Consider the following 13,343-nt stretch of genomic DNA (forward strand, 5'->3'; position numbering starts at 1 on the left):
CCGGATCCGGGCCGACCTCAGCCGCGCTGCCGGCGCGCCACGCGTCGCCACCTCCGGCGCTGGCGCGGGGACAGGACGAGCACGGCGACGGCGATGAGGAGCGGGAGGGACAGGATCGTCGCCACGAGGGCGCCCGCCTGCCCGGGGTTGAGCGGGATGCCGAGCACGTCGATGGTGACGCGCGACGCGGCGCAGTCGGTGAGGTCGGTGACGCCGCGGTCGTCGGCCGCGTCCACCGGCACGGGCTTCCACGCCTCGGAGGCCGCCGGGTCGGGCGTGCCCTTCGCCGACGGCGTCCGGCCGGCCGCGGACCCGTCACCCGAGATGATCGCGAGGTCGGCCCGCGCCTGCACGGGCGCCGACACGCTCATCGTCACCGCGGTCGCGAGGCCGGCCGACGCGAGGGCGATGCCCACGAGGGTCAGGAGGATCAGGCCGATGCGCGGGGCCCCGATCCGCCGGCTCACCGCGCGGCCCCCTCGAGAGCGCGCTCGGCCTCGCGGCGCTTCGTCGCGGCGAGCGCCTTCGCGGTGATCCGGGTGGCCATCGACGTGAAGATCACGCCGTGGAAGGGCAGGATCGAGAACCAGTACAGGCGGCCGGCGAGCCCGGAGGGGAAGAAGATCGCGCGCTGCCGGTAGTCGCTGCCGCCGCCCTCGCGGGGCGTGGAGCTCAGCTCGAGCCATGCCTCGCCGGGCACCTTCATCTCGGCGCGCAGCCGCAGCGAGGATCCGCGCTCGATGTTCTCGACACGCCAGAAGTCCAACGCGTCGCCCGTCTGCAGGGTCGTCGCGCTGCGTCGGCCGCGACGCAGGCCCACGCCGCCGGCGAGCTTGTCCATCCAGCCGCGGGCGGCCCATGCGACCGGCAGCGAGTACCAGCCGTTCTCTCCGCCGATCGACTCGATCACGGCCCAGAGGTCCTCGGGCGCCGCGTCGGTCGAGCGCTCCTTGAGGTCGAGGTACACGGTGTGGCCCGACCAGTCGGGGTCGCTCGGCAGCAGGTCGCTGGGCGCGCCGACCACGGCCGAGTCCTTCCAGCTGGTCTCGACGACGCCGTCGCGCATCCGGCCGAGGGCGAGGCGCACGGAGCGGCGGTAGCCGGTGAGGCCGCCCTCGGGATCCGGGATGTAGCTCGAGATGTCGTGCTCGCCCATCACGCAGTCGTACTGCAGCGACTCGATGATCGGCACCGCGAGCGACCTCGGGATGGGCGTGACGACGTTGACCCAGTGCGCGGCGAGGCGCGGGGCGAAGACCGGGATGGAGGCGATGGGCCGCTGCGGCAGGCCGGCCTCGACCGCGTAGCCGTTCATCATCTGCCCGTAGCGGAGCACGTCGGGCCCGCCGATGTCGAAGGTGCGGTTGAGGCCGTCCGGCAGGTCGGCCGCGGCGACGAGGTAGTACAGCACGTCGCGGATCGCGATGGGCTGGATGAAGTTGCGCACCCACCCGGGCGCGGGCATGAAGGGCAGGACCTCGGTGAGGTGGCGGATCATCTCGAACGACGTAGAGCCGGATCCGATGACCACGCCCGCCTGCAGCGCGATGGTCGGCACGCCGCTCGCGAGCAGCACGTCGCCCACGGCCTTGCGGCTCGCGAGGTGCTTCGAGAGCTCCGGGGTGTCGGGGTGCAGCCCGCCCAGGTAGACGATGCGGCCCACGCCCGCGGCCTTCGCCGCGGTGGCGACGTGCTCGGCGGATGCGCGCTCGGACGAGGCGAAGTCGCCCTTCGACCCCATGCCGTGCACGAGGTAGTAGAGGACGTCGACGCCGTCGACCGCGGGCACGAGGGTGGCGGCATCCGACAGGTCGCCCTGCACCACCTCCACGTCGTCGCGCCAGGGGACGTCGGTGAGGCGGCGGGGATCGCGCACGAGCACGCGCACCCGGAATCCGGCGTCGAGCAGGCGGGGCACGAGCCGACCGCCGATGTAGCCCGTCGCTCCGGTCACGAGGGCGAGACGGGAGGCGGCGCTCGGCGAAGTCATTCCCTCACGCTAGGCAATCAGCCTGGCAAGCGGCTCCCAGCAGCCGGGACGAGCGGTGGACGCCGCCTGCGGGATCAGCCCTCGGCGGACTCGAGCTCGGCCAGGTACCGGCGCCAGGTGGCACCGTGCTCGACCTCGCACGTCGCCCAGTCCACCGGGCTGCCGTGGACCAGGTCCTCGAGCAGGTCGAGGTGCAGGCGCCAGCTGGCTTTGAGCATGGTGGCGACGCCCGTGGGGATGAACCCGGAGACGGTGACGACGATCTCCGTCTGCCGGTCGCGCGGGCCGCCGGGCACCTCATGCAGGCGGAGGAGGAAGCGGGCTGAGACCTCGTCCTCGTGCAGGAAGGTGAAGTCGATCGCCCGCCCCTCCTCGAAGCGCGTGATGACGCCGCCGGATGCGGAGGCGAAGCCGCGGTCGGGCACCGTCATCCACTCGAACCAGAACTCACCGCCGTCCGCCGCGTCCATGGACGCCTCGGCGAGCCAGCCGGAGAGCATGTCGGCGTCGGAGACCGCGTCCCAGACGATGAGCGGAGGCAGGTCGATGAGCCGACGGAAGACGAACTCGTACGGGAGGAAGACGGTGGACTCCCGGGCCTCCGCGAGGAAGGCGCCGGGCAGGGCGGGGAAGCGCGTGCGGATGTCGGCGTGCTCGTCCTCGAGGCCGACGGAGGCCGGCATGCCCTCGTCGAGCTCGCGGGAGGCGCGGCGCGCCTCGGCGGCATCGGTGTGCTCGAGGGCGGGGGCGCCCCCGCGGCGGGAGGGCGGGACGTCGTCGGCGCGCGGGTCGGATGCCTCGCGCGGGGGTCGTCCAGGGGTGTGATCGGGATCCACGTGCCGAGCCTAGATGCCGACCGCCGGTCGGGTCAGTGAATTCCACACAGGTGACACGGTGATCTGCGTCGAGGCGACGCGGACCACGGACGGCGGGCCGCGCGTCCCGCGGACGGCCCGCCCACCGCCCGTATCCTGGACGCCGGTCGACGGGCGGATCCGGGACCGGGACAGGACGAAGATGCCTCGCACGCTCGCGCTCGCCATCGACTTCGGCGGCACCAAGGTCGAGTCCGCGCTCGTGGACGATGCGGGCCGCGTGCTCGAGGGCAGCCGCTTCCGCGGGCCGACGGGGCCGGAGCGATCCGCCGACGAGCTGCTCGACGCCGTCCTCGGGGTGGCCCGGCAGGCGCTCGCCGCCCTGCCCGACGACGCGGAGCTCGTCGGCACGGGCCTCGCGGCAGCCGGCCCCGTCGACGTGCCGCACGGCCTCGTCTCGCCGCTCAACGTGCCCGCGTGGCGCGACTACCCGCTGCGCGACCGCGTCGCCGAGCTCACGCCCGGCGTGCCCACCACCCTGCAGATGGACGGCCTCGCGATCACGCTCGCCGAGCACTGGGTCGGCGCCGGCCGGGGCCACGACCACATGATGGGCATGATCGTCTCCACGGGCATCGGCGGCGGGCTCGTGCTGGGCGGCCGCACCGCCGCGGGATCCACGGGCAACGCCGGCCACATCGGCCACGTCGAGGTCGCCGGGTTCGACGACCCGTGCACCTGCGGCGGGCAGGGCTGCGTGGAGGCGATCGCGTCGGGACCGAAGAGCGTCGCGTGGGCGCGCGCGCAGGGGTGGACGGGATCCACCGGCGAGGACCTCGCGGCCTCCTACCGCGACGGCGACGAGACGGCCGTGGCTGCGGTACGGCGCGCGGGCCTCGCAATCGGCCGCGCCATCGCGTCGGCCAGCTCGCTCGTCGACCTCGACGTCGTCGCGATCGGCGGCGGCTTCAGCCGCGTCACGCCCGACCTCTTCGACATGATCCGCGAGCCCATCGCCCTCCGCCAGCAGTTCGGCTTCGTGACCAAGACGCGCGTCGTGCCCTCCGGCCTCTCGGCGGACGGGCCGATCATCGGCGCGGGCGCGCTCGTGCACCGCCGGGAGATGGTCCCGAGCTTCTGAGCTCGCCGCCGGAGCGCGTCAGCGCTCGCGCACGGCCTCGCGGGGTGCCCGGTCCCACGTGTCCTCGAGCATGCGGGGCTTCGCGAGGTAGAAGCCGGAGGCCGACGCCACCGCGACCATCGCGAACAGCATCAGCAGCGGCGCGGTCCAGCTGTCGGTGATCTCGTGCAGCACGCCGAACATGAGCGGGCCGATCGCGCCGACCGAGTAGCCGATGCCCTGCACGAAGCCGCTGAGGGCGACCACTCCCCCGTGCGTGCGGGTGCGCAGGTTGATCAGCACGAAGACCAGCGGGAACAGCAGCGGGCCGGATCCGGCGGCGGCCACCCAGAGCAGCGGAGCGGCGGCGGGTGCGACCAGCAGCCCGACGTAGCCGACGACGAAGAAGAGCACGCCGACCTGGATGAGGATTCCGACGTTCCGCATGCGCGCCGCGAGGATCGGCATGATGATCGCCGCCGGCAGCCCCATGAACCCGAACACGGCGAGCAGCGCGCCGGACGCGACGGGCGGCTGCCCCGCGGTGTCCTGCAGGAGCGCGGGCAGCCACGCGAACATCGCGTAGGCGTTGAACGACGAGGCGGCCTGGATCCCGACGAGCGCCCACGCGACCGGCGAGCGGAACACGCGGCCCGTGATGGCGGCGGGCACCTCGTCCACCTGGTCGAGCGCGGCCGCTGCCGCGCGCTCGCGTCGGGTGTCGCGGCGGTGCTGGACGAGGAGCGCGACCCACGGCACGAGCGCGACGACCGCGACGGCGGCCCACGCGCCGATCGCCACGCGCCAGCCCGCGCCGTCGGCCAGGGGCGCGGCGACGAGCGAGGGCACGCCCGTGCTGATCGACATCATCACGGTCGTGAGCGACGTGAGCGGCCCGATCCGCCCGGGGAAGTACTTCTTCACGAGCGGCGGCAGGAGCACGTTGCCGAGGCCCATGCCCGCGAGCGACAGGATCGTGCCGAGGCCGAAGACGACCACGGTGTCGGATCCGGCGCGCAGCAGGTGCCCGACCACCATCGCGACGAGCCCCACCACGACGGTGAGCTCGAGGCCGAGCCGGCGGGAGATCGCGGGCGCGAGCAGGCCGAACAGCGCGAAGCAGACCGGCGGCAGCGCGCCGAGCACGCCGATGGAGACGCTGTCGAGCGGCACGTCGCGGCCGATCTCGTCCACGATCGGCGAGAAGACGGCGACGGCGGTGCGGAGGTTCAGGGCGACCAGCACGATGCCGACCAGGGCGAGGAGCGCGCCCGCACGGGGAGCTGCGGGAGTCGTCGTCACCACCAGATTCTACGGCGGCCGGAATAGGCTCTCGGCCATGAGCGAGATCTCCCGGCACCTGCCCCTCAGCCAGCGCGCGTCCGAGCCCGAGGCGAAGGTCACCGGGGTCTGGAGCGACGAGATCGCCGACGTGCTCGACCGCACCGCCGACCTCCTCGCGTCCCTCGACGCCGCCGGCTGGGAGGCCGCGAGCATGTGCGAGGGCTGGACAGTGCGCGACGTCGCCGGCCACATCGTCTGGCGCGTCGGCGCGAGCAACGCCGCCATGGTGCGCACGGCCGTGGGCTCGATGCGCCGCCGCCCGCACCTCAACCCCATGCACGTGATGGACGACCTCAGCGCCGACGAGGCGGCCCGCTCCCCCGAGGAGATCCTCGCCCGGATCCGCGCCATCGCCGCCCACAAGCGCGCGGGGAAGGGCCGCAAGCGCCTCCCCGAGCTGCTCGAGGTGGTCGTGCACGCGTACGACATCGCGCACGCGCTGAAGGCCGACCTGACGCTCGACCCCCGCTCGACCGGCGCCGTCGCGGTGGCGCGCGCGGCGATCGCACCGGCGCAGATCCGCGGGGTGCTCCGGGCGCGCACGCTGCGCGCGTCGGACGCCGGCTGGAGCGTCGGCCACGGTCCCGCGATCGAGGCGACCGCATCCACGCTGATCATGTACCTCTTCGGCCGCACGCCCCGCCCCGAGGGCGACGCCACAGCGCTGCCGGAGGACGGGGCCGACGGCGCCGCCTGAACGACGGGGATCCCCCGACACGACGGCGGACTACCGCCAGGTCGCCGTGTCGGGGTCGATGCCGTGGGCACGCGCGCTGGCGTCGATGCTGCGCCGCAGCCAGGCGGCGAGTCCGGTGCGCACCCCGTCGTAGTGCGCGGCGAAGGCGGGATCGGCCTCGTACATGCGGCCGAGGACGACCTGCATCTCGCGTGTGAATCGGGAAGTACGCCGAGAACACGGCACGGTGCCGGTCGACGAGCGCGTCCGCGGCGGGACTGCCCGGCTCGATGCCCGCGTCCAGCGCCTCGGCGATGCTCCGGTCGAACGCCGACGCCGCGTCGGCGACGTCCTTCCAGTCCGCCGCGGTGAGTGAGGCGGAGCGCTCGGCGTACTGCTGCCACTCGGCGGTGTCGCCGTAGCGCTGCCGCGCCTCGACCGGCCACCGCGGGTTCCATCCCGGCCCGAACGTCGCGGTCTGCTCCTCGGCGCTGAGGAGCAGACCGTGCTCGTGCGCGTCGACCATCCGATCGAGGCCATCGCGCAGCGACTCCAGATGGCGGATCCGCTCGACGACCTGCGTCCGCTGGTCCCGGAGCGCGGCGACGGTCGGGGTGCCCGGGTCGTCGATGACGCGTCGGATCTCGTCCAGCTCCAGCCCCAGCTCGCGGTAGACGACGATGCGGCGCAGCCGGTCGAGGTCGCTCGCCGCGTAGAGCCGGTATCCGGCAGCCGATCGGGAGGACGGGCTCGCGAGGTCGATCTCGTCCCAGTGGTGCAGCGTCCGGACCGTCAGGTCGAGGAGGGCAGCGGCCTGACCGACGGTCAGGTCCGCGGCATCGCGGTCATCGGGCACGGCCACCATCCTCCACGACGCCGGGGCCGCGTGCGGTGATGCCGATCGCCTCCAGGTTCCGGGCCGCCTCGCTGGCCGGATCGAAGGGCTTCGCGGCGGTGAGGACGACCCGCGCCCTCTCCGGCGTGATCACCTCGACATCCCGCGTGCCCCATGGCGTGTCCCGCGGCTCGCCGACCGCGCTCGGGTCCAGCGCCCGGCAGGCATCCGCGATCGCGTGGATCTGGTCCAGCACGCACGCGAAGCTGACGCTCAGCGCAGGCACCTGCGCCGGCGCCGACGTGGTCGGGATCAGCAGCACGTCCTGGAAGGCCCAGCGGCGCAGATGGACGAGCCGCGTCGGCACGCTGAACAGCTCGAAGAAGTCCAGGCCACGGGTCCAGAAGTTGACGGAGGCGGCCAGGTCGGTCGTGGGGATCGTCACGAAGGACGGCATCCCGTAGATCCCCCGGAACGGCTCAGGCGCGACCGCGTCGGGTCCGGGAGCGGGAACAGGGCTCACCTCGAAGGCGTCGTAGTACGTCATGCGCCCACGATCGGGCCTCACGCAGCGTGAGGGTCAAGCCGGGAAGCCGCGTGGCGGCCGGCACGACCTAGGCCCCGAGCAGCGCCCGGGTGCGCACCACGTCGTCGGTCATCTGGGCGATGAGCGGCTCGCGGCCCTCGTAGGCGACCATGCCGCGGATCCGGGCGACGAACACGACCTCGACCTCGTGGTCGTAGAGGTCAAGCGTCTGGTCGAGCACGAAGGCCTCGACAACACGCGGCCGGACGCCCGCGAAGGTCGGGTTGGTGCCGACCGAGATGGCGGACGGGTAGGTGCGGTCGCCGTCGCGGAGCCAGCCCGCGTAGACGCCGTCGGCGGGGATGAGGCCCTCGGCCTCGGGAGACAGGTTCGCGGTCGGGAAGCCGAGCTCGCGGCCGCGCTTCTCGCCGTGCACGACGACGCCTCGGACGGCGGGCGCGCGGCCGAGCAGCTCGGCGGCGGCCTCGACGTCGCCGCGGTCCATGAGGTCGCGGATCCACGTGGAGGAGACCTTGCGGCTGCCGTCGGGCATGACGTCGCCGACGACGACCGTGCGGAAGCCGTGCACCTCGCCGAGGCGCGTGAGCGTGGCGGCGTCGCCCGCGCCCTGCGCGCCGAAGCGAAAGTCCTCGCCCACGAGCACGACGCGGGCGCGGAGGGCGTCGACCAGCACCGTGCGGACGAACTCCTCCGGGCTCAGCCGCTGGAGACGCTCGTCGAAGGGGAGCATGAGGGTCGCGTCGACGCCGAGCTCGGCGAGCAGCTCGATCTTCTGCCGGTTGCTGACGAGGCTCTGCGGCCGCGCGGCGGGCGCGAGGAGCGCGGCGGGGTGCCGGTCGAACGTGACGACGGCCGAGGACAGGCCCTCCTCCTCCGCGATGCCGAGGAGTCGCCGGATCACCGCGCGGTGCCCCGCGTGCACGCCGTCGAACTTGCCGATGGTGACGGCGCTCGGCCCGAAGCCGCCCGGCACGTCGGCCGGGTCGTGGACGACGAGCACGGTCAGCGGTCCCCGCGCACGGGGCGCTCGTCGACGGCGCTCACGCGGGATCGGCCGCCGCGGCGCAGCCACAGCAGGCCGAGCACCGGCAGCACGAGCGGGATGACCCCGTAGCCGTAGCCGTAGCCCGACCACACGCTGTCGTGCGGGAAGAGCTGGGCGTCGATGAGGCTGAGCGTGCCGACGACGAGCACGCCGACGAGCTCGAACGCGATGGTGGCGAAGGCGATCCGGTACCAGCGCCGCGCGGCCTCCGGGGTGCGCGCCGGGGCGACGAGCGCGACGGTCGCGACGATGTAGACCACGGCGGCGAGCGCGGAGAGCGTGTACGCGACGGGGGCCTCGTCGTACTTGGTGAGGATCTGGGTGACCGAGCGGCCCGTCGCGGCGAGGGCCAGCAGCCCGTAGAAGAAGACCAGGACCCGTCCGAGACCGGTCATGCGCGAGGTACGGGAGTCAGTCATGGCACCTGCGATTATCCCCTACCCGAGGGAGAGGGCGGTCACGCGGACTGCACGTTCCAGATGACGTCCATCCGGTAGACCATGATCGCGATGGCGAGGCACGAGGCCCCGAGGATCACGGTGCTCCAGCGCGTGCGCTCCACGAGCGCCCAGAACATGGCGAGCGGCGGGATCAGCAGCCCGCTCAGCAGGTACGCGTAGTACTCGATGAGGCTGCCGGAGGGCGGGTTGTCGACCGCGGGCGCGACGATCGCGACCACGAGCTGGCCCACGAGGAGCACCTCGACGAGCGCGGTCGGGCCCATCGACAGGTCGCTGGGCTTGCGTCCCACGGCGCCGAGCACGAGGCACAGCACGCCCGCGACCACCGCGACGGCGATCTGCGCGACCGTGAACCAGCCGATCACGACGCGCCCGCCTCGTCCGCCGGGAAGTTGACGATGGACGTGCCCGTGCGGCCGCGGAAGCCGACCAGCCCCACGAGCCGGCCGTCGGGCGCGACCGCTGCGAGCGGATCCTCCGTGGGCGCCTCGTCGGGCGTCGTGAGCTTCTTGCCGTGCCCGAGGTCGACGGCCTCCTGGTCGGTGAGGTGGAGCACGTCGAAGAGGCGCGCGGCGGCGTCCGCCGGCGGGATCAGCCGGTCGGCGACCACCATGTCGTCGATCGCGACGGCGTCGTCCACGTGGAAGGGGCCGACGCGCGTGCGGCGGAGCGCCGTGAGGTGGCCGCCGACGCCGAGCGCGCGGCCGAGGTCCCGCGCGAGGGCGCGCACGTAGGTGCCGGAGGAGCAGGTGATCCGCACGGAGAGGTCGAGCTGCGCGCCGTCCTCCTCGCCCTCCTCCGCCTCCACCGCGTCGAAGCGCAGCACGTCGAACGCGGACACCGTGACCTCGCGCGCGGCGAGCTCGACCTCCTCGCCGGCGCGGACGCGGGCGTACGCGCGCTTGCCGTCGACCTTGATGGCGCTGACTGCGCTCGGCACCTGCGAGATGGTGCCGCGGAGGTCCGCGATGGCGCGCTCCACGTCGGCGACGGCGAGGTCGCGGATGCGGCCGGGCTCGGCGCGCGAGACGACCTCGCCCTCCCGGTCGTCGGTGGTGGTGGCGCGGCCGAGGCGGATGGTCGCCAGGTACTCCTTGTCGAGGCCGACGAGGTAGGTGAGCAGGCGCGTGGAGCTGTTGACGCCGAGGATCATGAGGCCGGTCGCCATCGGGTCGAGCGTGCCCGCGTGCCCGACCTTGCGGGTGCCGGCGAGGCGGCGCGTGCGGGCGACGAGGTCGTGGCTCGTCCACTCCCCGCGCTTGTCGATGAGGAGCAGGCCGCTCGCGGTGGACGGAGCGGCACGGGGGGTCGGGGTTTCCATGGCCTGACCATCATGCCGTGCCCGGGCCCCCGCCCGGCTCCCTCGGAGACGTCCGGCCTAGGATCGGTGGGGTCGGAGGAGGACGCGTGCGGATCGGTGTCTTGGGGGCGGGCGCGGTCGGCGGCACCATCGCGGCGCTCCTCGAACGGGCCGGCCATGAGGTCGACGTCACGGCCCGCGGCCCGCACCTCCGGGTGATCCAGGACCGCGGCCTGCACCTCGTCGGCGGCTACGGCGACCACGTCGCGCGCGTCGCGGCGGCGGAGCGGCTGGGACGCCCGCCCGAGCTCGCGATCGTCGCCACCAAGATCGCCGACGCCCGCGACGCCATGACGGAGAACGCGGGCTGGCTCCGCGGGATCCCCGTGCTGGTCGTGCAGAACGGCCTCGCCGCGATCACCATGGGCGTCGAGTGTCTCCCTCGCTCGCAGGTCGTCGGCGGGCTCGCGCTCGCGGCGGCGTCGCTCACGGAGCCCGGGCTCGTCACGGTCACGTCGGCGGCGGGCATGCAGATTGGCTCCGCGGACGGTCCTGCCGGCGCCGGCATCGCCCTCGTTCGCGATGTGCTCGATCCCGTCGTCCCCGTCACGGTCGCGGACGACTTCCTCGGGGCCCAGTGGACCAAGCTCGTCATCAACGGGATCAACGCGGTGCCGGCGATCACCGGCCTCAGCGTGCAGGCGGTCATCGCCGAGCCCGTGCTCCGGCGCATCGTCGCGCGCGCCATGCAGGAGACCGTGCGGACGGGCCTCGCGCGCGGCGTGACGTTCGGCCGGCTCGGCGGCCTCACCCACCGCAGGCTCCGGTTGTTCGCGTCGGCGCCGCTCCCCCTCGCCGAGCGCCTGCCGGTGTCGCTCGCCCGGAACATGGGCCAGGTGCCGAATCCCGGGTCGACGCTGCAGAGCATCCGCCGCAACCGCCCGACCGAGGTGGATCACCTCAACGGCGCGGTGTCGGCCCTCGCGCCCGGTGCCGGGGTGGACGCCCCCGTCAACGCCGCGCTCGCGCAGCTCGTGCACGGCCTGGAGGCCAGCGGACGGCACGTCTCCCCCGCAGAGCTCGCGCGGCTCATCCCGCGCTGATCCGCCGGCGAGCCGAGGCGGACGGGTTGCCGGACGGGTTGCCGGACGCCGTCGGGCCTCAGCAGCTGTCGGCGAAGACGCGGCGCGGGAGGTCGGGGTGGGTGACGTCGACGATCATGGTCGCCGCGCGTCGCGGGTTCACCGCGCGGATGTAGCGGGCGTGGGCCTCCTGCGCGGCGGATCCCGCGTCGCCGCCGGAGGTCGCGAGCGGCTCGTCGGGCAGCAGCAGGTAGACGACGGCGTTCCACAGGCCGCGCAGCTCCGCCGTCTGCAGGGCGTCGCCCGCCACGATCAGCACCGCGTCGTCGGGGGCGTCCGTCACGGCATCGCCGTCGGGCCGCAGCGCGAACGGCGTGCCCGCACGGCGGAACGGCCGCACGAGCCTGTCGCGGAGGGCGGCGGCGTCCGGAGCGCCGCCGTCGGGCGCGGAGTCGGCGGCCGCGGCGACGTACGCCCCGTGCCCGTCCGCGCGCAGGACGTCGGCGAGGTCGCGGGCGAAGGCGACGGGATCCGCGAGCGGCCCGCCGTCGACGGCGAGGAACGCGCGCCCCCGCCCGTAGTTGTGCAGGAACTCGTCAGCGAGCGAGGAGAGGACCTCGGCGCGGGAGGCGCGGTACAGGGACATGGGCCGAGCCTAGGCTCATCATCTCGTACGCTGGCCGGATGCCGGAGACCGCCCTCGCCCGAGACGTGAACGCGTGGTTCCGGGAGAACGCGCGCGACCTCCCCTGGCGGCGCGAGGGGTTCGGATCCTGGGGCATCCTCGTCAGCGAGTTCATGCTGCAGCAGACGCCCGTGGTCCGGGTGATCCCACGGCTGGAGGAGTGGCTGGCGCGCTGGCCCGTGCCCGCGGCGCTCGCCTCCACCCCCGCGAGCGAGGCCGTCCGCGCGTGGGGCCGCCTCGGCTACCCGCGGCGCGCGCTCAACCTGCACGCGTGCGCGGTCGCGATCGTCGAGCGGCACGGCGGCGAGGTCCCGGAGGACGTGGACGCCCTGCTCGACCTCCCCGGCATCGGCCCGTACACGGCGCGCGCGGTCGCGGCGCTCGCCTTCGGCCACCGCCACCCCGTCGTCGACGTCAACGTGCGGCGGGTGCTCGCACGCGCGGTCGCCGGGCAGGGCGATCCCGGGCCCGCGCGCACGACCGTCGACCTCGCCGCCATGGAGGCGCAGCTGCCCGACGACGTGGCCGAGGCGCGCGTCTTCAACGCGGGCGCCATGGAGCTGGGCGCGGTGGTCTGCACGGCCCGCGCGCCGCGCTGCGACGACTGCCCGATCCGCGACCTGTGCGCGTGGCGGGCCGCCGGCTACCCGGCGTACGACGGGTCGGCGCGCGTGACGCAGAAGAGGTACGAGGGATCCGACCGCCAGGTGCGCGGCCTCCTGCTCGCCGAGCTGCGGTCGAGCCACTCCCCCGTGAGCGCGGCCGACCTCGCCACGGCGTGGCCGGAGCCGGTGCAGCGGGGGCGCGCGCTCGGCGGGCTGATCGCCGACGGGCTCGCGGTGCGCCAGCCCGACGGCACGTACGCCCTGCCGAGCTGACGCGCGGCGGCCGGCACGCGGAGGCGAGCCGCCCGACGCGGTGGATCAGTGCGCGGGCTCGTACCCGGGCGCCGAGCGGTCGACGTCGTCGCCGTCCTCGTCGCCCTCCTCATCGTCGTCGTCCTCGTCCTCCCCGATCACGCGGGGCTTGACGTACGGGTCCTCGTCGCCCGCGTAGACGCCGGCCTTCGCCTGGGCCTGCACGTCCGCGTCGCGGCGGCGCGCCTCCTCGAGGAGGGCGTCGATCGCGGCCGCGTTCTCGGGCACGCCGTCGAGGATGAACTCGAGCGACGGCGTGAGGCGCGCGGTGATGTTCTTGCCGACCTCGCTGCGCAGCATGCCCGTGGCGGACTTGAGGGCGGCGGCCGTGTCGGCGCGCTCCTCGTCGGTGCCGTAGACCGTGTAGAAGATGCTGGCGTGCTGCAGGTCGCCCGTGACGCGCACGTCGGTGACGGTCACGAATCCGAGACGCGGGTCCTTGATCCCCCGGTCGAGCTTGCGCGCGACGATCTCCTTGATGCGGTCGGCCATCTTCCTGGCCCTCGCATGATCGACCATGGTCGAC

15 protein-coding genes and 1 pseudogene are annotated in these 13,343 nt (G+C 74.1%); 4 read left to right on the top strand and 12 right to left on the bottom strand.

What is annotated here, in order from left to right; genetic code table 11:
- Positions 1–17 precede the first annotated feature (17 nt).
- From CMS_RS09065 to CMS_RS09075, 3 genes are all read right to left on the bottom strand, one after another.
- A complete protein-coding gene (locus CMS_RS09065; RefSeq protein ID WP_012299172.1) occupies positions 18–467 on the bottom strand; it encodes a hypothetical protein in 450 nt (149 codons plus the stop codon).
- Entirely contained in the window at positions 464–1,990 is a 1,527-nt protein-coding gene (locus CMS_RS09070) for an SDR family oxidoreductase (RefSeq protein ID WP_041464569.1), read from the bottom strand. The genes CMS_RS09065 and CMS_RS09070 overlap by 4 nt, the downstream gene beginning before the upstream one ends.
- A gap of 74 nt (positions 1,991–2,064) precedes the next feature.
- Positions 2,065–2,826 carry an SRPBCC family protein gene (locus tag CMS_RS09075; RefSeq protein ID WP_012299174.1) on the bottom strand — a complete coding sequence of 254 codons (762 nt, stop codon included), beginning with the start codon at positions 2,824–2,826 and terminating at the stop codon, positions 2,065–2,067.
- 181 nt (positions 2,827–3,007) lie between these two features.
- Between CMS_RS09075 and CMS_RS09080 the strand changes: the two genes are divergently transcribed.
- On the top strand, positions 3,008–3,946 hold the full coding sequence (locus tag CMS_RS09080; RefSeq protein ID WP_041464570.1) for an ROK family protein: 939 nt from the start codon (positions 3,008–3,010) through the stop codon (positions 3,944–3,946).
- 18 nt (positions 3,947–3,964) lie between these two features.
- Here CMS_RS09080 and CMS_RS09085 read toward each other — a convergent pair whose 3' ends face one another.
- Complete coding sequence (locus CMS_RS09085) at positions 3,965–5,227, bottom strand: MFS transporter (protein WP_223842616.1); 1,263 nt, start codon at positions 5,225–5,227, stop codon at positions 3,965–3,967.
- Positions 5,228–5,264: 37 nt separating this feature from the next.
- Here CMS_RS09085 and CMS_RS09090 point away from each other — a divergent pair, with 37 nt between their 5' ends.
- Positions 5,265–5,966, top strand: a complete 702-nt coding sequence (locus CMS_RS09090; RefSeq protein ID WP_012299177.1) for a maleylpyruvate isomerase family mycothiol-dependent enzyme — start codon at positions 5,265–5,267, stop codon at positions 5,964–5,966.
- 30 nt (positions 5,967–5,996) lie between these two features.
- On the opposite strand, the pseudogene CMS_RS09095 reads toward CMS_RS09090, so the two are convergent.
- The 6 genes and pseudogenes from CMS_RS09095 to truB form a co-directional block, all read right to left on the bottom strand.
- A pseudogene (locus CMS_RS09095) lies at positions 5,997–6,810 on the bottom strand (MerR family transcriptional regulator).
- Positions 6,791–7,327 (bottom strand): VOC family protein, encoded by a 537-nt coding sequence (locus CMS_RS09100; protein ID WP_041464571.1) that lies wholly within the window; start codon positions 7,325–7,327, stop codon positions 6,791–6,793. The pseudogene CMS_RS09095 and the gene CMS_RS09100 overlap by 20 nt, the downstream one beginning before the upstream one ends.
- Before the next feature lie 67 nt (positions 7,328–7,394).
- Positions 7,395–8,327: a bifunctional riboflavin kinase/FAD synthetase gene (locus tag CMS_RS09105; protein WP_012299179.1), complete on the bottom strand. Its 933-nt coding sequence runs from the start codon at positions 8,325–8,327 to the stop codon at positions 7,395–7,397.
- Positions 8,328–8,329: 2 nt separating this feature from the next.
- Positions 8,330–8,791 carry a hypothetical protein gene (locus CMS_RS09110; RefSeq protein ID WP_012299180.1) on the bottom strand — a complete coding sequence of 154 codons (462 nt, stop codon included), beginning with the start codon at positions 8,789–8,791 and terminating at the stop codon, positions 8,330–8,332.
- A 38-nt stretch (positions 8,792–8,829) separates the two neighbouring features.
- Positions 8,830–9,198, bottom strand: coding sequence for a hypothetical protein (locus CMS_RS09115; protein WP_012299181.1), 369 nt, complete (start codon positions 9,196–9,198; stop codon positions 8,830–8,832).
- Positions 9,195–10,154: a tRNA pseudouridine(55) synthase TruB gene (gene truB, locus CMS_RS09120; RefSeq protein ID WP_012299182.1), complete on the bottom strand. Its 960-nt coding sequence runs from the start codon at positions 10,152–10,154 to the stop codon at positions 9,195–9,197. Before truB ends, CMS_RS09115 begins: the two co-directional genes overlap by 4 nt.
- 86 nt (positions 10,155–10,240) lie before the next feature.
- On the opposite strand from truB, the gene CMS_RS09125 reads away from it, so the two are divergent.
- Positions 10,241–11,236 (top strand): ketopantoate reductase family protein, encoded by a 996-nt coding sequence (locus tag CMS_RS09125; RefSeq protein ID WP_012299183.1) that lies wholly within the window; start codon positions 10,241–10,243, stop codon positions 11,234–11,236.
- Positions 11,237–11,294: 58 nt separating this feature from the next.
- Here CMS_RS09125 and CMS_RS09130 read toward each other — a convergent pair whose 3' ends face one another.
- On the bottom strand, positions 11,295–11,861 hold the full coding sequence (locus CMS_RS09130) for a nucleoside/nucleotide kinase family protein (protein WP_012299184.1): 567 nt from the start codon (positions 11,859–11,861) through the stop codon (positions 11,295–11,297).
- 38 nt (positions 11,862–11,899) lie between these two features.
- On the opposite strand from CMS_RS09130, the gene CMS_RS09135 reads away from it, so the two are divergent.
- Positions 11,900–12,778, top strand: a complete 879-nt coding sequence (locus CMS_RS09135) for an HhH-GPD family protein (RefSeq protein ID WP_041464572.1) — start codon at positions 11,900–11,902, stop codon at positions 12,776–12,778.
- 45 nt (positions 12,779–12,823) lie between these two features.
- On the opposite strand, the gene rbfA is transcribed toward CMS_RS09135, so the two are convergent.
- Positions 12,824–13,336: a 30S ribosome-binding factor RbfA gene (gene rbfA / locus CMS_RS09140; RefSeq protein WP_012299186.1), complete on the bottom strand. Its 513-nt coding sequence runs from the start codon at positions 13,334–13,336 to the stop codon at positions 12,824–12,826.
- Between the last annotated feature and the right edge of the window lie 7 nt (positions 13,337–13,343).

It is taken from the genome of Clavibacter sepedonicus (genome assembly GCF_000069225.1).
GTDB lineage: Bacteria > Actinomycetota > Actinomycetes > Actinomycetales > Microbacteriaceae > Clavibacter > Clavibacter sepedonicus.